18 protein-coding genes and 1 riboswitch are annotated in these 22,606 nt (G+C 43.0%); of the genes, 9 read left to right on the forward strand and 9 right to left on the reverse strand.

What is annotated here, in order from left to right; all coding sequences use genetic code 11:
* Nucleotides 1–116 precede the first annotated feature (116 nt).
* Both CKO50_RS07300 and CKO50_RS07305 read left to right on the forward strand, forming a co-directional pair.
* Nucleotides 117–671 carry a hypothetical protein gene (locus tag CKO50_RS07300; protein ID WP_141240128.1) on the forward strand — a complete coding sequence of 185 codons (555 nt, stop codon included), beginning with the start codon at nucleotides 117–119 and terminating at the stop codon, nucleotides 669–671.
* 7 nt (nucleotides 672–678) lie between these two features.
* The gene (locus CKO50_RS07305; RefSeq protein ID WP_095727608.1) at nucleotides 679–942 is read left to right on the forward strand and encodes a hypothetical protein; all 264 of its coding nucleotides are present in this window, start codon (nucleotides 679–681) and stop codon (nucleotides 940–942) included.
* A 141-nt stretch (nucleotides 943–1,083) separates the two neighbouring features.
* Here CKO50_RS07305 and CKO50_RS07310 read toward each other — a convergent pair whose 3' ends face one another.
* Nucleotides 1,084–1,617: a DinB family protein gene (locus CKO50_RS07310; RefSeq protein WP_095727609.1), complete on the reverse strand. Its 534-nt coding sequence runs from the start codon at nucleotides 1,615–1,617 to the stop codon at nucleotides 1,084–1,086.
* A gap of 186 nt (nucleotides 1,618–1,803) precedes the next feature.
* On the opposite strand from CKO50_RS07310, the gene CKO50_RS07315 reads away from it, so the two are divergent.
* Both CKO50_RS07315 and CKO50_RS07320 read left to right on the forward strand, forming a co-directional pair.
* Nucleotides 1,804–2,532: a glutathione peroxidase gene (locus CKO50_RS07315; RefSeq protein ID WP_095727610.1), complete on the forward strand. Its 729-nt coding sequence runs from the start codon at nucleotides 1,804–1,806 to the stop codon at nucleotides 2,530–2,532.
* A gap of 288 nt (nucleotides 2,533–2,820) precedes the next feature.
* A complete protein-coding gene (locus CKO50_RS07320) occupies nucleotides 2,821–4,281 on the forward strand; it encodes a dihydrolipoyl dehydrogenase (RefSeq protein WP_095727611.1) in 1,461 nt (486 codons plus the stop codon).
* A gap of 44 nt (nucleotides 4,282–4,325) precedes the next feature.
* Here the strand turns inward: CKO50_RS07320 and CKO50_RS07325 are convergent, their stop codons facing one another.
* From CKO50_RS07325 to CKO50_RS07335, 3 genes are read right to left on the reverse strand one after another with little or no spacing between them, the layout of a single operon-like run.
* Complete coding sequence (locus CKO50_RS07325; RefSeq protein ID WP_095727612.1) at nucleotides 4,326–6,752, reverse strand: ABC transporter permease; 2,427 nt, start codon at nucleotides 6,750–6,752, stop codon at nucleotides 4,326–4,328.
* Nucleotides 6,745–7,434 (reverse strand): ABC transporter ATP-binding protein, encoded by a 690-nt coding sequence (locus CKO50_RS07330; protein ID WP_095727613.1) that lies wholly within the window; start codon nucleotides 7,432–7,434, stop codon nucleotides 6,745–6,747. Before CKO50_RS07330 ends, CKO50_RS07325 begins: the two co-directional genes overlap by 8 nt.
* Nucleotides 7,435–7,456: 22 nt before the next feature.
* Nucleotides 7,457–8,704, reverse strand: coding sequence for an efflux RND transporter periplasmic adaptor subunit (locus CKO50_RS07335; RefSeq protein WP_095727614.1), 1,248 nt, complete (start codon nucleotides 8,702–8,704; stop codon nucleotides 7,457–7,459).
* 175 nt (nucleotides 8,705–8,879) lie between these two features.
* Here CKO50_RS07335 and CKO50_RS07340 point away from each other — a divergent pair, with 175 nt between their 5' ends.
* From CKO50_RS07340 to CKO50_RS07355, 4 genes are all read left to right on the forward strand, one after another.
* Nucleotides 8,880–10,256, forward strand: a complete 1,377-nt coding sequence (locus CKO50_RS07340; protein ID WP_095727615.1) for a sigma-54 dependent transcriptional regulator — start codon at nucleotides 8,880–8,882, stop codon at nucleotides 10,254–10,256.
* Nucleotides 10,243–11,544 carry a PAS domain-containing sensor histidine kinase gene (locus CKO50_RS07345; RefSeq protein WP_255229457.1) on the forward strand — a complete coding sequence of 434 codons (1,302 nt, stop codon included), beginning with the start codon at nucleotides 10,243–10,245 and terminating at the stop codon, nucleotides 11,542–11,544. Before CKO50_RS07340 ends, CKO50_RS07345 begins: the two co-directional genes overlap by 14 nt.
* A gap of 93 nt (nucleotides 11,545–11,637) precedes the next feature.
* Nucleotides 11,638–11,771: riboswitch (yybP-ykoY riboswitch) on the forward strand.
* Nucleotides 11,772–11,814: 43 nt separating this feature from the next.
* Nucleotides 11,815–12,378 (forward strand): manganese efflux pump MntP family protein, encoded by a 564-nt coding sequence (locus CKO50_RS07350; protein WP_095727617.1) that lies wholly within the window; start codon nucleotides 11,815–11,817, stop codon nucleotides 12,376–12,378.
* Nucleotides 12,379–12,822: 444 nt separating this feature from the next.
* Nucleotides 12,823–13,500 (forward strand): LiaF domain-containing protein, encoded by a 678-nt coding sequence (locus CKO50_RS07355; protein WP_095727618.1) that lies wholly within the window; start codon nucleotides 12,823–12,825, stop codon nucleotides 13,498–13,500.
* 69 nt (nucleotides 13,501–13,569) lie between these two features.
* Here CKO50_RS07355 and CKO50_RS07360 read toward each other — a convergent pair whose 3' ends face one another.
* A complete protein-coding gene (locus tag CKO50_RS07360) occupies nucleotides 13,570–15,735 on the reverse strand; it encodes a M3 family metallopeptidase (protein ID WP_095727619.1) in 2,166 nt (721 codons plus the stop codon).
* Nucleotides 15,736–15,973: 238 nt separating this feature from the next.
* Here CKO50_RS07360 and CKO50_RS07365 point away from each other — a divergent pair, with 238 nt between their 5' ends.
* Nucleotides 15,974–16,549 (forward strand): DJ-1/PfpI family protein, encoded by a 576-nt coding sequence (locus tag CKO50_RS07365; protein WP_095727620.1) that lies wholly within the window; start codon nucleotides 15,974–15,976, stop codon nucleotides 16,547–16,549.
* Nucleotides 16,550–16,596: 47 nt separating this feature from the next.
* Here the strand turns inward: CKO50_RS07365 and CKO50_RS07370 are convergent, their stop codons facing one another.
* The 4 genes from CKO50_RS07370 to CKO50_RS07385 all read right to left on the reverse strand — a co-directional run bounded on the left by CKO50_RS07370 (nucleotide 16,597) and on the right by CKO50_RS07385 (nucleotide 22,559).
* Complete coding sequence (locus tag CKO50_RS07370; protein ID WP_095727621.1) at nucleotides 16,597–19,995, reverse strand: ATP-binding protein; 3,399 nt, start codon at nucleotides 19,993–19,995, stop codon at nucleotides 16,597–16,599.
* A gap of 165 nt (nucleotides 19,996–20,160) precedes the next feature.
* Nucleotides 20,161–21,144: a glutathione S-transferase family protein gene (locus CKO50_RS07375; RefSeq protein WP_095727622.1), complete on the reverse strand. Its 984-nt coding sequence runs from the start codon at nucleotides 21,142–21,144 to the stop codon at nucleotides 20,161–20,163.
* A gap of 9 nt (nucleotides 21,145–21,153) precedes the next feature.
* The gene (locus tag CKO50_RS07380; protein WP_176474625.1) at nucleotides 21,154–21,399 is read right to left on the reverse strand and encodes a pirin-like C-terminal cupin domain-containing protein; all 246 of its coding nucleotides are present in this window, start codon (nucleotides 21,397–21,399) and stop codon (nucleotides 21,154–21,156) included.
* Between the two features lie 377 nt (nucleotides 21,400–21,776).
* Complete coding sequence (locus tag CKO50_RS07385) at nucleotides 21,777–22,559, reverse strand: hypothetical protein (protein ID WP_095727623.1); 783 nt, start codon at nucleotides 22,557–22,559, stop codon at nucleotides 21,777–21,779.
* Nucleotides 22,560–22,606: the final 47 nt, after the last annotated feature.

Here is a 22,606-nt window from a genome sequence, read left to right on the forward strand (position 1 = left end):
AATTGAGGTCAGAGCTGTACTTTATAGGCTGAGCGTATTCAGTAGCTAGGTGGGGTTCAGGCGACGCTTACATTAGAGGCGTTACCGACAAGCCCACCAAAGCCAAAGCCGATGAGTTGGAACCACCAAAAGGGAATGAGTTGCCTGGGACAGTTAATAGTCAGTTGGTTTCTGAACAAATAAAGCGTCTTGATACGGAGGGACATGCATCTGTAAGGCATGGAGGACCAAATAGAGTCACGAAAAAACAATTAGTAGACAGAGCTCTACGAGGTAAAGATCCTGCCTCTGGCACTATATATGATGCTTACCGAAAGAATCCAGATGGGTCTCCAGCACTGCACAGAGTAGGAAGGAGCGCCTCAGCATTTTCTTCAGACGAAGCACTCATTCGTGCCGATAGTTATATTAAAAGCACTAAATCATTTAATTTATTGACAAAGAAAGCAAAAGTTAATAAAGAACCATTTGTTGAGATACAAATACCACTTGAAGATATTTTTGGCTCTAACTACAGAAGTGCTGTACGGGGAATAACTAGACTAGGTTCCAAGAAAAACCCCACTGGATACGAGGTTACAGATTTTTCAAACGGAAACGCCAAAGCTATATATCTAATAGAAGATGGTAACATTAAATTGCACACATTATATCCTGAACTAAAGAAGTAAATATACGATGAATAAACTTGAAGATCCTTTAAGAACCATTTTAAAAACTTATTGTCATGTCGAAAGCTATGACCCCAGTATTTTGAGAAGAGCTGTCGGCATTGGAGAAGACTACCCTTATGACTTGATTAAAGTCAGAGCCCAACTTCGGGAGGCTATAGACTTAAATCTTATTTCACTAACAGAGTATGAAGAACTAACAGACGAAGATTTTGACTCCATAGAGGACCTTCATGAATGGCTAGAGGAGCTCTATTCAGAGTTATTGTGAAAGTGAGCGAGTGAAATTCTTATTAGCAGGCTTTACCGAACACGGTTTTGAATAGACCTGTAGAGCTAATGTCTAGCTTTATAACCCTTCTCATTGCTGATAACACTAGACATAACTGAAGCGGTAAAACCAGCCAAAGCGCTAACCAAATGATGTGGGGATCCGAGCTAATAGATCGGTTTCTCCCATATCAATACCAATCTGGCTGAGTAATGTCGTTATTTGCCCTCTATGGTGCGTCTGATGATTAAATAAATGATGCACTAAAAAACCAAACTTGCGAGAAAAGGTTTGACCTTGTGTGTTTTTGTAGTGTAAATCGGCTGCAAGTGCCTCCTCAGTGACTTCATTCGCAAACTCAATAATCACCTTATCCATTTCCGCCCTTGCCTGTCTCAACGCTGCAAAATCTTCATACAACATCGCATCAAGTTTTGTCGGCAGCGGCATCGTTGCTACAGCATTCAGTGCTTCAACATGATGGCTATGCTCTGTATAGCGCTTAAGCCAAATAATATCGGCAACAAGAATATGGTTTAACGATCCCATGATGGAGCCAAAAAAAGCCCCTCGATCTTGGTGTAATTCCGTGACGCTCAATCCCGAAACAGCTTCATATAATCTTTCGTTCATCCAGCGATTGTAATCCGCCATTAATTCAAAGTTTGCTTTCATCTAATTATTCCCTGTTCCCGTAAAAATTGACTAACCTCAACTTAGCGGCATTGGCTAGGTTAAAAAATACAAATACTAGAAGTTGCAACCAATCTATTTTATTGAACACTTTAATCTTAACTATCAATTATACAAATCAAAATGCGCGCGGCATAATGGCTACATCAACTTAAGAAGGAAAGCAAAATGTTAAAGAATATTGAAGGTCAACGCGTACCACAGGTTACATTCCCAATTAGAGAAAATGAAGAGTGGAAGCACGTCACCACCGATGAAATTTTTAAAGGCAAAACTGTGGTTGTATTTTCTTTACCTGGTGCCTTTACACCAACTTGTTCGTCAACACACTTACCGCGCTATAACGAGCTTGCTAGCGTATTTAAACAAAATGGTGTCGACGAAATCGTGTGTTTATCCGTTAATGATACGTTTGTAATGAACGCATGGGCACAGTACCAAGAAGCGCAGAATATTACACTACTACCTGACGGTAACGGCGAATTCACTGACGGCATGGGCATGTTAGTTGATAAAAACGATTTAGGTTTTGGCAAACGCAGCTGGCGTTATTCAATGCTGGTAAAAGATGGTGTGATTGACAAAATGTTTATCGAACCAGAAAAGCCTGGCGACCCGTTTGAAATATCAGACGCAGATACTATGTTGGAGTACATTAACCCGCGCCAAATCAAACCTGAGCCGGTTACCATAATTAGCAAGATTGGCTGTCCATTCTGTGAAAAAGCCAAAGCCTTGCTAAAAGAAAAAGGACTGGCATATGAAGAGCTGGTACTTGGTCAACAAGCATCGCTAACCAGTCTTAAAGCGCTGTCTGGTCGCGAAACCGTGCCGCAAGTATTTATCGGTGGTAAACACATCGGTGGCTCAGACGATTTAGCTGAATATTTCGCTTAATCATTCATCCCCCACAACATGACTTGGTGAATTTGCTCACCAAGTCAAAATGTTCCCCCTCAACACAACACAATGGCTAGTGACGCTGTCATGGGGGGAGTATACCAATTTATCTTAATACTTGCTCAATTTGAAGGAGCAAATCTGACGCTAACTGTGTTAAAAATTTCTCATTTAGAACAACTAAATAGCAAAATTTTTGCCTGGTTATCGACAAGATTTTCTCGCCTCAAATAGACCTCTTAATTAAGTAAATTGGTATCACACTTTCTGATTTCGGAGCAAAAAATGAAAAAGATAAACACCGACGTAGTCGTGATTGGTGCGGGAACAGCGGGTCTCAGCGCCTATAGAAATGCCAAAAAATATACCTCAGAAGTACTGATGATTGAGTCTGGCGTATACGGCACAACGTGCGCACGGGTTGGCTGCATGCCGAGCAAGTTACTGATTGCCGCAGCTGAAGCCGCACATCAAATTGAAGTCGCACCTAAATTTGGTATTAATGTAAAACCCGCTGAAATTGACGGTAAAGCGGTTATGGCGAGAGTAAAACATGAGCGAGATCGCTTCGTTGGCTTTGTCGTCGAAGCGGTCGACGAATTACCTCTGCAGGATAAACTACGCGGCAGTGCAAAATTTATCAACAGCCATACGGTGCAGTTGGACGACCACACCCAGATCACAGCCAAACGTTTTGTTATCGCTACAGGTTCAAGACCTAGCTACCCCAGTGTCTTTAATAATTTTGGCAACCGCTTAGTCATTAACGATAACGTTTTTGACTGGGACGATTTACCCGACTCAGTGGCCGTATTTGGCCCCGGCGTAATTGGCTTAGAACTAGGTCAAGCGCTACACCGACTTGGCGTAAAGGTCAAAGTATTTGGTGTCGGCGGTGGCCTTGGACCACTAACCGATCCAATCGTCAAAGACTATGCCACCACTGTGTTTAGCGATGAGTTTTACCTCGACACAGATGCCAAAGTATCAGATATGAAACAGGTCGGTGACAAAGCCGAGCTTACCTACATTGACAAACAAGGGAAACCGCAAACCGAGCAGTTTGACTATGTGTTGGCAGCCACAGGTCGTGTGCCCAATGTTGACAACTTAGGGCTAGAAAATACCACGCTTGAGCTTGATGACCGAGGCGTACCGCTAGCCGACCCACATACCATGCAATGTCTTGATGGCTCAGGTAACGCCCCGATTTTTATTGCAGGTGATGCCAGCAACCAGATCCCGCTTCTACATGAAGCCGCAGATCAAGGCACGATTGCAGGTGAAAATGCCGGTCGCTTCCCTGATGTGAGAGTGGGACTGCGCCGTGCAAAGCTTGCGGCGGTATTTAGCGACCCACAAATTGCTATGGTTGGAGCAAGTTATAAAGAGCTGGAAAAGCAATATGGCAATTGCGGCTGTTTTGCCATCGGAGAGGTAAGCTTTGAAAACCAAGGCCGCAGCCGCGTGATGTTAAAAAATAAAGGCCATATGCGAGTCTACGCTGAGCAAGGCACCGGATTATTCTTAGGTGCCGAATTTGTCGGCCCAGCTGCTGAGCATATGGCGCATTTACTTGCTTGGGCGCTACAAAACAAGATGACCGTGCCGCAAATGCTCGACATGCCTTTCTACCACCCAGTGATAGAAGAAGGTCTAAGAACGGCACTGCGAAATCTAAATGCAAACTTGAAGTTTGGCCCAGATATTATCAAGCACTGCTTGGAGTGTGGTCCTGGCGCTTAACTTATCTCAGTTCAGGCCTCATTGTGAGGCCTGCTTTGTTACAACTACTCATATCTTAATGATTTTACAGGCCGCGCTTGTGCGGCAACTAGCGTCAACGAGCCGACCGTTAGCCAAGCAATTGCAAACGCTAAACTTGCTGCAATCAAAAATGGCACGATTGAAAGGTCAATACGATAGACAAAGTTGTTTAGCCACTGCAGCATCACAAAGTACGCAAGCGGCCACGCTATCAGGTTTGCGATCAGCACTTGCTTTGAGAATTCCTTGTTGATCAATATCACGATATCCATCACCGAAGCACCAAGCACTTTACGCACCCCAATCTCTTTGGTGCGCCTTTTTGTGGTAAAAGAGGCAAGACCAAATAAGCCTAAACACGCAATGAAAATCGCCAGCATAGAGAACAGATTAAACACAATGATTTCTTTGTCTTCTTGGCGATACATCTGCTCAAATTTAGTTTGTAGATAAGTCAGTTCCATTTCTTGTTCTGGTACTAGCTTGCGCCAAGTGGCCTCTATAAAGTCGCGAGTTTGCGCTGTATCACCTTTAAATTTAATCGCCATCGAATTGCCTTCATTCTCTCTTAGCAAGTGATACGTTGGGCTTATCTCTGTTTTAAGTGAAGAAAAATAGTAGTTTTGCGTCACCCCAATGATAGTCGCCATAGCACTTGAATGACGAGTTAATCGCACTTCAAATGTTTTACCAACTGCTTCATCAGCACTAAATCCTAAACTCTGCGCCGCCTTTTCATTAATCACAACCGAAAAACGCGGATTTGGCTCAGCCGCATTCGGCATCGCAAACTTATCTGCGGGAAAATCGCGACTAAACCCTCGGCCACTCAGTAACTTAATGTTGTAGCTGCTAAAATAATCTTCATCTACTGCCAATGTCGGCATGGTTTGTGACAATTGTGTTTTTGGATTAACCATCCCAAAAGCATCGACAATGGTCTCTGTTGGTACTGCTGAACTTGCTGTCACGCTGACAATATTTGGGTGAGAGAGCAGTTGTGTTTTTAATGCGCTACGCTGTTGACTGGCGATGTCTGTATAAAGACGGCTCAGCACAAAAGTATTGTCTTTGTCATAACCGAGCTCTATAGCTCTGGCGTACTTTAGTTGCTGATTAGATACCGTGGTGGCGATAATAAGCACCACGGCGACACTAAATTGAAATACCACCAACCCTTTACGCAGCAGCGCGCCAGATTTACCCTGTGTCACTTCCCCTTTAAGCACTTTAGCAGGTTTAAAGCGACTTAGATAAAAGGCAGGGTATGCGCCTGAGATTAAGCCAACGAATAACCCCAACAGCAACAGCGTAGTCAACACTAACGGCTCTGAATAGAAGTCAAAACTGAGCGGCTTGCCGATAAAGCTCGCAAACAAAGGCAAACCAGCCTCAACCAGCGCTACAGCAATGATCAACGCGATATAACTCAACATCATCGCCTCAACCACAAACTGCACAACTAAATGCTGCTGTTTAGCACCTAACGTCTTGCGTACTCCCACTTCCTTTGCGCGCTTGGTTGCTGTGGCAGTCGACAAGTTCATAAAGTTAACACACGCAATAAAAAGAATAAGCGCTGAAATAACACTAAACGAATAAACGGTATTGATATCACCATTTTCTTTCATTTCACCATACTGATGTGAGTGAAGGTAAATATCGGTGACAGGCATTAATTCAAAGCCAAGAGTGTCGCTAGTTCCCGGACCATAATGATTTTCTAAATAACTTGGAATTTTTGCTTCAACATCTTCACCGGTTACCCCATCCGCTAATTTAACGTAAGTGAAATAGTTAAAGCTTGGGTCACGCTGCCAGCTGTTATCACCATAATAAGTGGTGGCCGTTGCCATACTGATGAGCGCAAAAACGTTTAAATGGGTGCGCAGTGGCAAGTCTTTTATCACGGCGCTTACCTTCAACGGTAGTTTTCCTGCACCAAGTAAAGATTCTCCAACAACATTCGTGCGACCAAAATAGAGCATTGCAGCTGCTTGAGTTAAAACAATGGTGTTGGGAGCCTCAAGTGCCGACTGACGCTCTCCGTCAATTACACCTAAGGAGAAAAAATCGACAAAGTTGGGATCAGCGAGGAATACACCATCATGAAGAAAACTTTCCTTGCCGTGTCCAAGCGCGACACTCACTTCCCGAAAGCGAGTAGCATCAATCACTTCTTCAAAATGTGCTTGATAGTTTTCAGCGTTAAATACTTGCCCTTGCGCATAGTATTGTTCAGGCGCACTTGGCGGCATCCATTTTACAGACGAGCGATAGATTTGCTCGTGACCCTTAATAAACTTGTCATAACCCAACTCAGACTCAACAAAGATGGCCATACTGATACAAATAGCTAAACCAATCGCCAAACCCAAAATATTGATTGTTGAGTAGAGCTTTTGTTGCAGTAAGCTGCGATACGCGATTAACAAGTAATTTTTAAGCACAACGAACCTCCTGCATTTGACTCGAAACAATATGGCCATCCAAAACATGGATCGTGCGATGCGCGTAATTTGCATGGTGATCTGAGTGTGTCACCATGACTATCGTTACCCCTTCTTGATTAAGCTGTGCTAACAGCCCCATGACTTCTTCACCATTTTTTGAGTCAAGATTACCGGTTGGCTCATCCGCTAGAATCATTTTTGGCTTTGCAACAATAGCACGCCCAACTGCAACCCTTTGCTGTTGACCACCTGAAAGCTGCTGTGGGTAATGATCTTTGCGATGCGCAATATTCACTTTTTCAAGCACGGCTGTCACACGCTGTGCTCGCTCGGCTTTAGCGATACCCTGATAAATAAGCGGAAGCTCAACGTTCTCATACACAGTGAGCTCATCAATAAGGTTAAAACTTTGAAAGATAAAGCCAATATTGTCTTTACGAATATCTGCAAGCTGACCTTCACTTAAATGGCTGATGTTTTTGCCATCAAAAACATACTCGCCACCATCAATATGGTCTAGCATGCCGATGATATTGAGTAAGGTAGACTTACCGGAACCCGACTGCCCCATGATAGCAACGAACTCGCCACGCTCTACAGTCACCGTGACATCCTCAAGGGCGTAAGTCTCAACCAGCTCAGTACGAAAAACTTTATTTATTTTAGTTAGATTTAACATATTCTTTTGCCTTTTAATTTTCTTAACGAGTCAAACTGACCGACCGCATGTCTTTAAAGCTGCTGTAACTTGAGGTGATCACTCGGTCGCCGACCGTCAACCCATCAAGTACTTCAATATATTTGTTGTTACGCTCGCCAAACGTCACCGATTTCTTCACCGCCACTTGGCTGCCCTGCTCTAGTACAAATACCCACTTGCCGCCGGTATCTTGATAAAATCCACCATTTGGTATTAAAGTCGCGGCTTTCGCATCTGCTAATAACAACTCCAACTGCAAACTTTGACCTCTACGAATGTCGCTGGGCAGCGCAGCATTAAAAGTTAAATCCACTTCAAAGCGACCATTTGACACTTCGGCATAGACCTTTGCGAGCGTTAGCTCATAAGGCTTTCTTTGCAGCGTTAACCTTGCGGTTTGTCCTGCATACACGCGGCCTAGGTAAAACTCATCAATTTGGGCCGACACTTTATATTCAGACACAATATCCACTTGCCCTAAACGTGATCCTCTCGCCTTTGACGCACCTAATTCTGCGTCTAGCGCAGTCAATTGACCATCCATAGGCGCTTTGATAATTAGATTTTCAAGATTTTTACGCGCAAAGCTCAAGTTTTTATTGAGCTGCTCGACGCTATCTTCTAGCTGTGCAATTTGTGCCGTACGGATTTTTTCATCTTGTTGCTGCTGCTCAATAATTAACTTGCGGCGGTTTTTTAGATACTCAGTTTCATCTTCGGCCGCTTGTAGCTCATCTTTTGAAACTAAATTACCACTACCAAGGCGCTTGAACTGTGCAAGCTTTCGCTCACTTTGACTTACCTGAAAATCTAGCTCTAATAGGTTTCGTTTTAAGTTTAAACGGTTTTGATCTATCGCTAAGCGGGTATTATGTAGGTTATTTAGCTGCTCTGAGATCTGCGCCTCTCGGGAGATCACATCCAGCTGTAAGCTGGTGTTGCTCAGTGCGAGCAGTTTGTCACCCTTTTTAACCATCGCACCTTCTTCGACGAAGCGCGCTTCGACTCGCCCACCTTCGATGGCATCTAGATACACAGACTTACTCGGCATGATGCTGCCTCTAAGCGGAATAAGATCATGAAACTCACCCTTTGTCACTGTGCTTATCTTGACTTTATCCACCGCCAAATTAACACGATCCCCGCTGCTACTCGCGGCACTATCAAATGCAAAATACGCTACCACGATGACAGGTAGCGCCAGCCACCACAGCTGAAATCTTTTGTTCGATGTGATTTTTCTATCCATTTTGTCACTCTCTTGCGTTTAGGTTAGCCTAATAACTCAAATTGCATGCCAAACTAAAAAACAAATAAAAATCAAAAACATAAAATAATTCTATAGAATAATGGAACAAAAGAGTGTAAAAAAATTAAACACCTAGTGTACGATATCGTACAGTTTGATGAGGGAAGGAAATGTAATGACTATCAGCGATAAGGCAATTTTAGTTGTCGATGACAACAGCGAAATTCTCGTCGCCACGAGAATGTTGCTCAAACAATATTACAAAACAGTGGTGACGCTAGAGAACCCCCACGATATCGCTAAAACAATGTCGGAACAGGACTTTGCACTGATATTGCTCGACATGAACTTTACTCGAGAATCAACCTCCGGCGCCGAAGGATTCTACTGGCTAAAACAAATAAAAGCCTTGGATGAAGATGCCGTGGTTGTACTCTTCACCGCCTATGGCGACCTAACGATGGCGGTGGATGCCATCAAACTTGGCGCCAACGATTTTGTCCTCAAGCCTTGGCAAAATGAAAAGCTACTCGCAACGGTTGCCAACTGCATCGAGTTGAGTGAACAACGGAAAAAGTCCAAGAAACTTACGCAAATCGCACAAATCTCAATGGCAGCGCAAAACAAACCATTCGAGCATTTAATTGCATCGAGTCCAGCAATGGAGCAAGTTTTTCAAACCATAGAAAAGGCCGCTAAAACCGACGCCAACGTCTTAATCTTAGGCGAAAGCGGCACTGGTAAAGAAGTCGTTGCCAGAGAGCTACATAAACAGTCTTTACGAAAAGACAATACCTTCATGTCTGTCGATATGGGCACGATAGCCAGCTCTTTGTTCGAAAGTGAATTGTTCGGCCATATGAAAGGCGCATTTACAGATGCGAAAGCCAATAAGCCTGGTCGCTTTGAACTTGCGGAATCCGGTACTTTATTTTTGGATGAAATAGCCAATATTCCGCTCGAGTTACAGGGGAAGTTACTTACAGCTATTCAAAATCGAGTGGTTACGCCAGTAGGTGGCAGCAAACAAATAGAGGTTGATCTTCGCCTTATCACCGCAACCAATATGAATTTGTATGACATGGTGCGCGAAGGCAGTTTTCGTCAGGACTTGTTATACCGCATTAATACCGTAGAGATCACACTTCCAGCACTACGAGATAGACCTCAAGATATTCCACTACTTATTGAGTTTTACGCTGATCTATACAGCAAAAAGTACAAGCTACAGTGCAAAACGGTCAGCGACAAAATGATGGCTGATTTAGTCAAGTATCAATGGCCCGGTAACATCCGAGAATTACAACACTTGGTTGAACGCGCAGTTATTTTATCTGACTCAACCCAATTGCAGTTTCAGCTCGCCAGTCCAGCGGCAAGCTCTGAGGAGAGTGCGGGCTTTATTGACACCTATAACCTCGCAAAAATAGAGCAGCACACCATAGAGCGGGCGGTCCGTGACTTTAAAGGGAATATCAGCCATGCAGCTAAAGCGCTTGGGATCACCCGAGCGTCACTGTACCGTAAAATGGAGAAGTATGATGTGGAATAATAGCCTCGCTCGTATGGCCATTTTTCAACTCGCGGCCATTGTATTCGCCACGCTTGGTGTATTGGGCTTTCTCCACAGCTACGTCTTTTTGTTTAGTGGGTTATCCATTGCGATTGCAGTGCTATTCACAGTGCTGTCTATTGCCACACTGAAAAAACAAAAACAACAATTCGAAGAGGTGTTTACTGCGCTCAAGTATCAAGATGGCAGCTTTAGAATTGATAATAAGCACCCAATAAGTAAGCAAGCACTTACAACCTGTAACGAGCTTATTCAGAAAGCTCAGCAAGATAAAACCAAGCAGGCAGAGCTCGTCACCACTTACGAAACCATGCTACAACACATAGAAGCAGGTCTGATCCTTATCAAAAATGGCCACACCATTTTGATTTGTAATAACAGCGCAAAGCAATTGTTGGATATTCGCGGCGCAGAGTCTGGACACTCATTACTTGCAGCACACCCAGAGCTTGAACAAGCCAAAGTAGGTAGCCACATCGCCAAAGACTTACTATTTAAATATTTTACGTTTTCCAATCAAGGTAATCAGTACCAACTTTGGCTTTTCACCGCGATTTCAGAGCAGCTAGAGAGTACCCAAATCGAGTCTTGGCAAAAGCTGATCCGCGTGCTTATCCATGAAATAGGAAACTCCGTCGCACCGATTTATTCGCTCTCAAATACGCTCGTTAATATCACCAATAGCCAATTAGCCGAAGCGGTGACAGACCAAGAACTTGTTGACGACTACCTACAAAGCCTGCAAGCGATTGGTATTAGAAGCCAATCTTTACTTGGCTTTATTGATAACTACAGAAAGCTCACACATATTCCTGAACTTGTCCTCCAACCGCTTGCGGTACAGACTTTATTTGACGACATTACACCACTGATAAAAAGCGACTTTAGTGACGCCGATATCACTCTACACTTTGACGTGACGCCCGCTGCGCTGAGCATTAATGTTGATAGAAAGATGATAGAGCAAGTGCTGCTCAATCTACTAAATAACGCCAAAGATGCCATGAAACATAACAGCCAAGAAAAAATAGTGACTATATCAGCAACGATTAATCGCTACGGCAAATGTGAGATCAAAGTTGCTGATAACGGGGAAGGAATAGAGCCCAGCGCACTTGAGAAAATATTCGTACCATTTTTTACCACAAAACCTCATGGCTCAGGAATTGGACTTGCACTCAGCCAACAAATTATCCATCGCCACAAAGGGCGGATCAGCGCGACCTCTGAAGTAGGAAAAGGGAGCTGCTTTAGTGTCTTACTGTAAGATAAATAACTAAAAATGGAGCCAACTCATGCACCATATCGTGTAGAGCTAGTTATAAACTTAGATTTCTATTTAGAACGATTCTTGATATTATCAAAGCTCGTTGGGGAGTAGCCTGCTTCCAATACTCGGAAGAGTTCGTATCAACATAATTGGCCAAAATGCCATGGTGCGGACACCTCTCGGTTGGCGAGACCATCGATATACCCATGCCTGTGGTCGGGCGTGTGGATATATCGTGGACTCAAATAGCCCGACCGGAGCAATGTAATGAATTTCGTCACCCTGTTACTGTTAGCATACGCCATGTCTACCGATGCGTTTGCCGCGGCAATTGGTAAAGGCGCCAGCCTAAAATCACCTCGGCTTACCGAAGCCATAAAAATCGGCCTCATTTTTGGCGTTATTGAAGCCGGTACGCCGCTAATTGGTTGGTTAATAGGGCAATCTGCTGCAGGCTATGTCGAAGCTTGGGATCACTGGATTGCCTTTATCTTACTGTTAGGACTTGGTGCTCATATGATTTATGAGAGTCTTAAGGGTGATGACGATGCACCAACGCAACACGCAAAGCAGCCTTGGTTAAAAACCATCATCACAGCGTTTGGCACTAGCATTGATGCAATGGCTGTCGGTGTCAGTCTCGCATTTGTTGATGTAAATATATGGCTCGCCGCTGCGCTCATTGGCCTTGCCACCACCATGATGGTAACAATTGGTGTGATGATTGGGCATTCGGCTGGAAAGTTTCTTGGTAGTCGAGCTGAAACCTTTGGTGGGGTGACCTTAATCTGTGTGGGAACTTGGTTACTATATAGTCATCTTTCGATTTAATCGCAAAAAGAGCGGTATATTTACCGCTCGTTTACTTATACCCTTTACGTTAGGGCTAATTGGCTTTTAAGCCTTTTTAATCGCTTTTTTCAGCTTTTTGATTTTTGCTTCATGCTTTTCAATCTTTGCTTTACGCGCTTTCAGCTCTTTTTTAAGCGCTTTAACATCGCTTTTCTTCGCCATAACTAATCTCCTTTGGTTGTTTTGCGAACACCTACTACCATAGCAAAGTGGCTGACAATATCAAACTACACTTGGACTACTGCGTTACTCTCCGTCTACGAGTGGTAATTTTGACCAAATACTATTTTTTGCAGCTAAATGTTAGTAAATAAATAGACCAATTCGATATAGTAAAATACTAATCATTTGTTTTATATATGATTTAATATTGGCTTAGTTGTTGCTTCTATAAGCATAAATCAAGAGAACGGAACCAACCATATGTCTGTACCATTAAAAGATAGACCTCTCGAATCCGTCAGGGAAGAGGTGATTGACCAGTTAATTCTAAATTACAGCCACGGTGAGCTTTCAGCTGATGCATTCGAGAGACGATTAGATCAAGCATACGACCTGAACGAGCAAGAACAAATTGCAGCGCTTAGTGCTGATTTACCGCTCAAATCGGATGCAAGATACCACAGCGAAAAAGCCGCTCGTATGGGTCCAAAGTTTACCTCAAGCGTAGATGATGCTGAGGCAATAAACATTACCTCTATACTTAGTTCCAACCATCGCAGTGGCGAGTGGGTTGTACCTAAAGAGATCCACCTAAAAAATTACCTTGGCAGCTTGGAACTAGATTTTAGCAACGCAATTTTTAGTCACCCTGAAGTACATATTTATATAGATTGCATTTTAGGCAGTGACGAAATTTTTGTACCAGACACGGTCGATGTCGTCACCGATATTCGTAATATTATGGGTTCAGTAGAAAACACAAGAAATACACTTGCATCTGCAGGACAGGTGAAACAGCGTCCACGAATTTATATTCACGGCAGAATGATTTTGGGTAGCATTGAAGTTAGTGTAAAGCGCTCGATGAAAGCGCAAATAAAGCAATTTGCCGACGGCCTTAAATCCCTATTTGGTGACGGCACGAAATCCAAAAGCTAAAGCTTGATAAAAAACCCCTTGGCTTGATACAAAGGGGTTTTTTATTATCCAAATAGCAGAGTAAACTTTTTACTTCTCTACAGGAAAGCCTCTATCACGCATCAGCGCTTCAACTTCAGCGTCACGACCTCTAAACTTGCGATACGCTTGCGCTGGATCCATTGAGTTGCGAACTGAGAATAGGTAATCCACTAAACGCTGTGCAACGTCTTTATCGTAGAAGCCACCTGGCGCTTCAGCAAACGCTTCTGCAGCATCAGAAGTTAATACCTCAGCCCACAGGTAACCGTAATAACCCGCTGAATAACCTTCCCCTGAGAATACGTGACCAAAGTGAGTCGTACGATGACGCATCACGACCTCGTCCGGCATGCCGAGCGCACCTAACTGAGACTTTTCGAATGCAACAGGGTCACCAATCTTGTCAGGATCTGTGGTATGGAAAAGCATATCCATGATAGCCGAGCCAAGGTATTCCGTCGTCGCGAAACCTTGGTTAAAGGTTGCTGACTTCTTGATTTTCTCGATTAGCGCTTTAGGCATAGGTTTGCCTGTTTTATAGTGAACTAAGTAACGATTGATCACTTCGTCCGTCGCCAACCAACGCTCCAATAACTGAGATTGGAACTCAGTGTAGTCGCGCACGCCAGAGTTTGAACTTGGATACTTCACGTTTGATGAAAGCGCATGCAGCGCGTGACCAAACTCGTGGAAATAGGTTTCTGCATCTGACCAAGAAATTAAGGTCGCTTCACCTTCTGGTGCTTTCACAAAGTTCGAGTTGTTTGAGCTAAGCACATTTGTTTTACCATCAAATGTTGTATGGCTACGATATGACAAGGCCCACGCACCTGAGCGTTTACCTTTACGTGCGAACGGGTCTAAATACCAAAGGCCGACATTATCACCAGTGGTTTTGTCTGTTACTTCCCATACACGAACGTCAGGGTGGAATACAGGCACCGAGCCCTTTGGCACTTCGGTAAATTCAAAGTTAAACAGACGGCCTGCTACATAGAACATCGCTTCACGCAAATTATCTAGCTGTAAATAGGCTTTAACTTCGTTTGAATCCAATTGATACTTAGCTTGGCGAACCTTCTCAGCGTAGAAACGGTAATCCCATGGCTTGATGGTGATATCAGCGCCTTCTTTGTTGGCGATCGCTTGCATATCAGCAACTTCTTCTTTCACGCGTGCTATTGCAGCTGGCCACACTTTTTTCATCAGCGCCATCGCATTTTCAGGCTTTTTCGCCATGCGATCTTCAAGACGCCACTGCGCATAATTATCGTAACCAAGTAAGTTAACGCGCTCATGTCTAAGCGTTAAGATGTCAGAGATAATCGCTTTGTTGTCGTACTCACCACCATTGTTGCCGCGGTTATAGTAGTTGTTCCATACTTTCTCGCGTAACTCACGCTCTGTTGAGTAGGTTAAAAATGGATCCATCGAAGAGCGAGAGTTGGTAATCGCGTACATATCCGCCTTACCGCGCGCTTTTGCAGCAGCCGCTGCAGATGCAACAAACGACTCAGGCAAACCTGATAACTGGTCTTTAGTGAGGTAAACCACGTAGTTTTCTTCATCAGCAAGGACGTTGTTTGCAAATTTAGTATGTAGCTTTGATAGCTCAAGATTAATGTCTGCGTAACGCTTAGCATCTTCACCTTTTAGCGTCGCACCATTGCGAGCAAAGCCGTTATAGCGCATCCAAGTAATACGCTGCTCTTCTGCCGTTAGCTTTTTATATTCAGCACCTTCATAGACTGCTTTTACACGTTCAAAAAGCGCTTGATTTTGGGTGATTTTAGAGCTGAACTCTGAAAACTTAGGAACAACTCGCGATTGGATTTCTCTAAACTCTGAGCTTGAAATGTTTGAACTCCAAAGACCATAGTAGGTAAAAACGCGATCCAGAGCAGCACCTGCTCTTTCTAGTGCAACAATTGTGTTCTCAAAAGTTGGCTTAGCTGGATTGTTGGCTATTGCTTCGATTTCTTTCAAATTATCAGCCATACCAATTTCAAGCGCAGCTTCTAAATCTTCAAGCTTCATTTTGTCAAAATGAGGAACGCCTTGATAAGGACCTGAAAACTCCTGCAAAAGCACGTTATCGTATTGCTTACTTTGCAGTGATTTTGCTGGTTCTTGAGTTTGGTCTGCTGTGCCCGCACAACCCGCAAGGGCTAAACATACGGCTGCACTTAATAATGTGATGGAAGGTTTGAACATATTGTTTCATCGCTTGTTGTTATCGTGGGTAAGATATTACGGATCGTCTCTAAAAGTGCAATCGCTTTGCGGGAGAAACAAGATTCTCTGCGATGGAGCAGAAAAGCTAGAGTTCATAGTAGCTTAAAGACACTAAAACTACAGTGGGTGGAGTTTTTTCATGGGTTGTTACAATTTACCTTGAAAATTTAACTAAAATCAGCCAAGTTAGTAAAAAACTGATCTGTGGAAAGAAATAATGGAAGTTGGTATTTTTATCTATGACGGTGCGGAGTGTTTAGATTTTTGCGGCCCGCTTGAAGTGTTCAACACTGCAAAGCGATTTATCGAAACGCCGATTAATGTCAGCCTTGTCGCGCCAAGTCATATTCCTGTTACCTCGCGTGGCGGCATGAGTGTAAACCCCCATTACAGTATCTACTCGCATCCAAAGTTTGATTTGCTCATCGTTGTCGGCGGACTTCACCATCAAATTTGTGGGGATCACAACGTACTTAATTGGCTAGCAGAAACAGCAAACCATACCTCTCAGTGCGCATCTGTTTGTACCGGTGTATTTTTATATGCCGAAGCAGGCCTTATTGATGGCAAGAGAGTCACCACCCACTGGCAGGATATCGACGATTTGAGAGAGCAATATCCCTCATTAGAAGTCGTTGAGGACGTAAGGTTTATCATGGATCAGAATTTTACTAGCTCAGCGGGTATTTCGGCAGGTATCGATATGAGTTTAGAGCTGGTGAAAAAACGCTTTGGGCAATCTATTGCAAGAAAAACCGCAACCCAAATGGATTACGACTGGCCTAGAAGTTAATAATGGTGAGTCGCCTCACCATTATTAACTTCTAGGCTTCACTCACTTTAACCATTGTTGATATCTACGAGCTCTAGCTCACTCACGCGTTTTTTCGCAAATACGACGACTTTATCGTATTCACTTTGCGCCTGCTCGAAATGTGATTCACACTGTCCCGTTTGGTGTTCACACGCATAAACCTCTATTTTATCGAGTAAGTCAAAGAGTGTTTCTGCGGCTAAATCACCAGCTTGACCCTTAAGTGCATGGCTGTACGTTGCTGATGCGTCGCAATTACCATTTTTTATACTCAATCTAAGCTGTTGCATTTGATTTTCAGAGTCGTTCAAGAATAAGGTGTACACTTTTTTAAGTAATTCTCTATCTCCAGAGAGGCGCTCAAGTACGATAGCTTCATTTATCGGCAGGCTTGCTTGTTCTTCTGCCACGCTCTCAAACGGTTGAATAAGCACAGAATCATCATCCTTCGCATGTACACCTAGTGCATCTAGTACGTCAAATAGCTGTTCGACGACCACAGGTTTTGTCACAAACTCATCCATTCCCGCATTAAGACAACGCTCTTTTTCACCAGCGAGGGCGCTGGCAGTCATCGCAATAACAATTGCATCTTTGTATTTATCACCACCTTGACCTTGACGGATCGCTCTTGTAGCTTGATAACCATCCATTACTGGCATATTGCAATCCATAAAGATGGCATCAAAATCAATCTCTTGATGCTCAAATAACAGTAATTTATTCACAGCATCTTGACCATCAACGGCGAAACTCACCTTAGCCCCCTGTCCTTCCAAAATACCTTTTGCCACAATCCTATTGATTTGATTGTCGTCTACCACCAAGAAGTGACAGCCCGCGACCAAGTTGCCACTTAACGCGACTGCCTCACCTGACTTTTTCAAGCTAGGTTGTAATCGAATTGCTTTGTTTAAGTCGAATAGCGCGACAAATTCTCCAATTCGCAGAGGATCGGATATGTGCAAAATATTGTCGGAATCGCTAACATTTTGGAACTCATCCCCCACTAAAATGAGTTTTTCAAAGTGATTTGGAGCCGACTTCATTTGAATATAATCTTGCTCATTTGTAATGATGCATATATCACTCTGTGTCTTTTTATCAAGGTACTTACCACCACATTTAACGATAAGCTTAGCGATAGTATCTGACTCCAGTTTTGTTTTGCTGAACACAGAGACTGTTTTGCCTGCCAATATTTCAGGCACGTTGATGGGCTTAGTTTGCGCACTAGAAAACGGTAATTCAAACCAAAACTTACTACCTTTAAGCTTTTCACTTTCAAAATGAATATGGCCGCACATTTTTTCGACTAGTTGCTTGCAAATGGAGAGTCCAAGGCCAGTACCACCAAACTCGTTTGAGGTATTAGCAGATTCTTGACTAAACGATTGAAATAGCTTGTTATGATTCGCCTTTTCAATTCCAACCCCAGTATCTTCCACTGTGACTTTAAGCCATACCGTGTCGTCTAATTGTTCTGTGATGACAGTCAACTTCACATGACCTTTTTTAGTGAATTTAATCGCGTTGCTAAGGAGGTTATAAATTATTTGTTTAACGCGCGCCGCATCACCACATAGCTCAATATGCGCTAAACCAGTTTGGTCCAAAATATAAGTTATCCCTTTTTCCTTGGTTTTAGCCAACATAGAAAGCGCGACATGTTCAATTACAGAGAGCGGGTTGAATGGTTCATTATCAATGTCTAGCTTACCTGCCTCAATCTTCGACAGGTCCAGTACGTCGTTAATTAACGACAAGAGCGTAGTCGAGCTCGTTTCCATCATTTCTAGGTACTTATGTTGGTGCTTAGTAACTGGTTCTTTCCTCACCAAATTTAGTGACCCTAAAATACCATTGAGGGGCGTCCTCATTTCATGGCTGATAGTGGAAATAAATGCACTTTTCACTTCTGACGCTTTCGCTGCTTTATCCCGAGCGTCCACCAGCTCTTTGGTGCGCTCCTTCACCTCTTGCTCTAGTCGTTCATTTGCACCAACTAACTGTGCTTCCGCTTCTTTTTTCACAGTGATGTCTTCAACAAATAGTGCGACCCCCTGAATGCGTCCATTTCCCGCGTAGATCGGAGACAAACTAAGTGAAAGCCAGATGTTTTCATGGGCATTCAAGTCTAGTTGTAACGACTTAGACTCCACCACTTCGCCCTGTAAAACCATATTGGCATAGTGAAATAAAAACTCATGCACAGCCTCTGGCAAAAACTGTGAGTTGTTACCTAAACGACTGTTATTCAGCTGCTTAAAGAAGCGCTGTGCCGACTCATTAAAGCTGGTGAGCTTTAAGTTGCTATCAAAACCAAGCACGCCATCTGATGCGCCATCCAAAATCGCCTTAAACTCTGCTCGCGTTGAATCGAGCGCACGTAAACTATGGGTATATTGCCAAAATGCAAAAAAGACTAGAGCAAATACACCGCAGGCAATCGCGAGTAAAATATAGGTGGTTAACCGTTTTTCATTGAGGCTCTGCTGATAAGCAGCAAAAGGGATAAGATTAACGAGCTTAACTTCTAAGTTATTAAAGTTAGCCCCTTCAACCTTGTTAATAAGCGCTAAAAACTGCTCCCCCGTCTGTTTTTCTTCCACCAGCTGGATCTTATTAGACCATGGCGTCACGCGATATAATGTTTGAAAGTTGACTTCGGGGTTTACGTCTTTGCTGTATCGTAGCGAAAACTCTGGGTGATAAATAAATGAGTCATCTGCACCTAAAAGCATCACTTTTTGCATACCAGGTGCTTGAGAGACAATCCTTTCTATCATCTTTTCAGCATTGGTATTGATTACCAATATACCAAACAAGTCGTTATCTATATCGTAAGTTGGTAGAGTAAAGCGTTTGGTTGGTTGAAAAGGCGTGACGAGCTGTCCGTGCTCGCGATTTAGGTTGATTGTTGTGGAATAGATAGTGCGTTCTGGCAGTTGCAGTGCTTGGATAAAGTAATCACTTTCGCTCTTATCTTGTAGTTTGCTATCGGGTACAGCAATAACCTGCCCTAGCTGTCGCTCAACTCTAACCACCTCAACTCCTGTATGAGCGTCAAGTAGGCGGATTTGGTTAAGGCCATCATACGAATATAACATTGACCTAAAAATCGTACTTAACCGTGCCCGCCAAACATCAAGTTGAGTGTTTTCTTGAGGGTCGATACCATCGTTTTTTTCAGCTCTGGCGATCCCCTGAATTGGGGGGGTATCTAGCAGAAAATAAAGAAACCGGCGGTTATCGTCGATCTCTCCCAAATAAATATTGTTTTGTGCCGAATGAACCTGCTCTAACCGCTGGTAAAAGTTCTCGTTAAGGTCGCGATGGATACTATTTTCAAAATATAAGATGGCGCTCACCATCACAGCGAGCAGTAGTACAATAGCGCCCTTAGCAATATTGGAAGAAGACACATTTTCTCCTTGGACAGTGGCCTGACTGTTAGGCATAAAGACCTAAAATGCATTCGCACTTAAGCACAAAAGGCAACTACAAGCAAACACATTATTAAATCTAGTCCAAATAGAAACAAAGACAAAGATTACTTAACCTAAACTCAGGATAGGTATTAAGATTATTTACAACGTGATGCCTTTACGGTTATGAAAACGGTGGTAATCAATGCTTGGCCCTTCTGGCACCACTTGGGTTGGATTGATCATCGTATGGCTAAAGTAGTAGTGCCTTTTAATATGGTAGAAATCAACCGTATCTGCAATACCTTGATGTTGATATAAGTCACGCACATACGCAGCAATATTGGGGTAATCTTCGATTTGCTTAATGTTGCACTTGAAGTGGCCATGGTACACGCTGTCGAAACGGATGAGAGTCGTAAATAATCGCCAGTCGGCTTCCGTTAATTGTCCTTTCACAAGAAAACGTTGCGCAGCGAGTCTTGCTTCAAGCTTATCTAGCGCCTTAAATAACGCGCTTACCGCATTGTGATAAGCATCTTGTGTTGTCGCAAATCCAGCTTTATACACGCCATTATTGATGTTTTTATAAACAAATTGGTTTATTTCATTGATTTCATGCTGTAGTGCCTCTGGGTAATAATCGGTCTCGTTTCCCGTTATCTGATTAAACGCACGATTAAACATACGAATGATTTCACTCGATTCGTTGCTCACAATTTGCTCCGTTTGTTTATCCCAAAGGACAGGCACCGTGACTCGGCCCGAATAACTTGGGTCGTTTTTAGTATACAGTTGATGCATAAAATTGAGCTGGTACAGACGATCACCGACTTCTGGGCGCTGACTTGTAAAGCGCCAACCCTGGTCTAACATATCGGGGTCAACAATCGACACATCAATATGCACCTCTAGTTGTTTAAGCTGTCGGAAAATGAGCGTTCTATGAGCCCAAGGACATGCAAGGGAAACATACAAATGGTAGCGTCCGGACTCTGCTTTAAAACCCGCTTTACCCGTTGGTCCCGCACTGCCGTCTTCCGTTACCCAATTTCTGAGTTTTGCAGACTCACGCTCAAACTTGCCTTGGCTATTTTTTGTGTCATACCACTTATCGTGCCATTGACCTTCGATTAATAATCCCATGTAAACCCCCTATACACTATCGCCAAAGCACCCTTGTTGATAATCTCTTACCGCTTGGTGAAGCGCCTCTTGAGTATTCATCACAAATGTCCCCATATGCGCTATTTTTTCATTAATTGACTGTCCGGCAAGGACCAAAAAGCCTACATCATCTGTCGAAGAGATCAAGGTCTTGGCTTGGGTCAAGCTCATGCAACGTTTGCTCTTCATCATTTTCAAGTCTGCCCGAATAAATACTGTTTTATGTTTAGGCATGTTCAGCTCCGAATTGAGATCAGAGCTGTACTTTATAAATCGAGCGGATTCAGTTGCTAGGTGAAGTTTAAGCAACGCTTACATTGGAAATTGTTGAACTTGAGCTACTCTGTTCAGCACTTAGAGCAGCTCTGCGACTGTCTATTTGAGTGAGGATACCGTCGGCTATCCCTGTCGCTTTTTGTGAACCAAATGCAGTTTTTACATCGATATCCTCTACTGACCTCCCCTTTGATACGACAGTTTCATCAGCAGCAAGCTCAGTAATGTCACTATTGTTAGTACTTGAAGATATGCTAAAGACTTCATTACTATTTAGTTCAATCTGTCCTTCAACCGTAGTACCTCTGCCAACCGACTTTTTCTGGTAAGTGATGCTAAATACTTCCCCAGTAATTTTCTACTGCTTTAACAGTTGGCCCCACTTTCTGCATCACCTCTGAATATTTTTCAGTTACTTGAATGTCGAAACTATACTCTTTATCAAAATATTCATCCCAGTAAAACCTATGCTTCTTTTCAGTATTAGCTTTTACTCGTATCAGTTTATTTTTTTTAGCCTTTGTTAAACCTTCCATTAATTCCCGCCATTTCCCTGTTCCGATCTTTTCGTCTTCCCTAGATGTTATAGAGTTATCAGACATAGTGGTGTTCATTAATGTAAAGTGTTCCCCCAAAGCTGATACAACCTCGTTTAATTTAGCTAATTCAGAATACTTATTTTCACACTCTCCGCTTTCTATCGCTTCGAGTAATTTATACGAAGCGGAGTCTATAACCCCATATTCGTGTGCTTGCTTAAAGGTGAACAAACCCATATTGATAAAGCCAACTGTAACTTTATAGTGTAGTTCATAGTCTGGGTTTGAATACCTTGTGCATTGTGAGGACTTTACTGTCGCCAGCGATGTTCCAATAGATACATCATTTCTGTTCTGAGTTGATATAAGGACATCAGCAACAATTTGACGCTTTTTATCTTCTTCCAAGAATTGGATATTTGGTACCTGTTTTAATTCCGTATTAAGTTCCTGAAAGTACGACGTGACTTTGTCAACGGATATGTGATGATTTCTAGCAACTTGATCACTGCTGAAAATGTTAGATTCTTCACAGTTTAGTAGACCGAATAGCAAAAAAGAAACAACCGAACAAGACAAAATTAACTCCTATTATTTAACGGTGAGGCCTGTTTGTTAAAACATCA

Origin of the sequence: Pseudoalteromonas sp. HM-SA03, from assembly GCF_002289345.1 — a bacterium.
Taxonomy (GTDB): domain Bacteria; phylum Pseudomonadota; class Gammaproteobacteria; order Enterobacterales; family Alteromonadaceae; genus Pseudoalteromonas.

Bases quoted from the DNA above. Each gene is read 5' to 3' on its own strand.
- CKO50_RS07335 (WP_095727614.1), bottom strand. From the start codon at position 8,704: ATGGATAGAAAAATCACATCGAACAAAAGATTTCAGCTGTGGTGGCTG.
- CKO50_RS07330 (WP_095727613.1), bottom strand. From the start codon at position 7,434: ATGTTAAATCTAACTAAAATAAATAAAGTTTTTCGTACTGAGCTGGTT.
- CKO50_RS07375 (WP_095727622.1), bottom strand. From the start codon at position 21,144: ATGGGATTATTAATCGAAGGTCAATGGCACGATAAGTGGTATGACACA.
- CKO50_RS07350 (WP_095727617.1), top strand. From the start codon at position 11,815: ATGAATTTCGTCACCCTGTTACTGTTAGCATACGCCATGTCTACCGAT.
- CKO50_RS07310 (WP_095727609.1), bottom strand. From the start codon at position 1,617: ATGAAAGCAAACTTTGAATTAATGGCGGATTACAATCGCTGGATGAAC.
- CKO50_RS07365 (WP_095727620.1), top strand. From the start codon at position 15,974: ATGGAAGTTGGTATTTTTATCTATGACGGTGCGGAGTGTTTAGATTTT.
- CKO50_RS07315 (WP_095727610.1), top strand. From the start codon at position 1,804: ATGTTAAAGAATATTGAAGGTCAACGCGTACCACAGGTTACATTCCCA.
- CKO50_RS07355 (WP_095727618.1), top strand. From the start codon at position 12,823: ATGTCTGTACCATTAAAAGATAGACCTCTCGAATCCGTCAGGGAAGAG.
- CKO50_RS07305 (WP_095727608.1), top strand. From the start codon at position 679: ATGAATAAACTTGAAGATCCTTTAAGAACCATTTTAAAAACTTATTGT.
- CKO50_RS07320 (WP_095727611.1), top strand. From the start codon at position 2,821: ATGAAAAAGATAAACACCGACGTAGTCGTGATTGGTGCGGGAACAGCG.
- CKO50_RS07380 (WP_176474625.1), bottom strand. From the start codon at position 21,399: ATGCCTAAACATAAAACAGTATTTATTCGGGCAGACTTGAAAATGATG.
- CKO50_RS07340 (WP_095727615.1), top strand. From the start codon at position 8,880: ATGACTATCAGCGATAAGGCAATTTTAGTTGTCGATGACAACAGCGAA.
- CKO50_RS07345 (WP_255229457.1), top strand. From the start codon at position 10,243: ATGATGTGGAATAATAGCCTCGCTCGTATGGCCATTTTTCAACTCGCG.
- CKO50_RS07360 (WP_095727619.1), bottom strand. From the start codon at position 15,735: ATGTTCAAACCTTCCATCACATTATTAAGTGCAGCCGTATGTTTAGCC.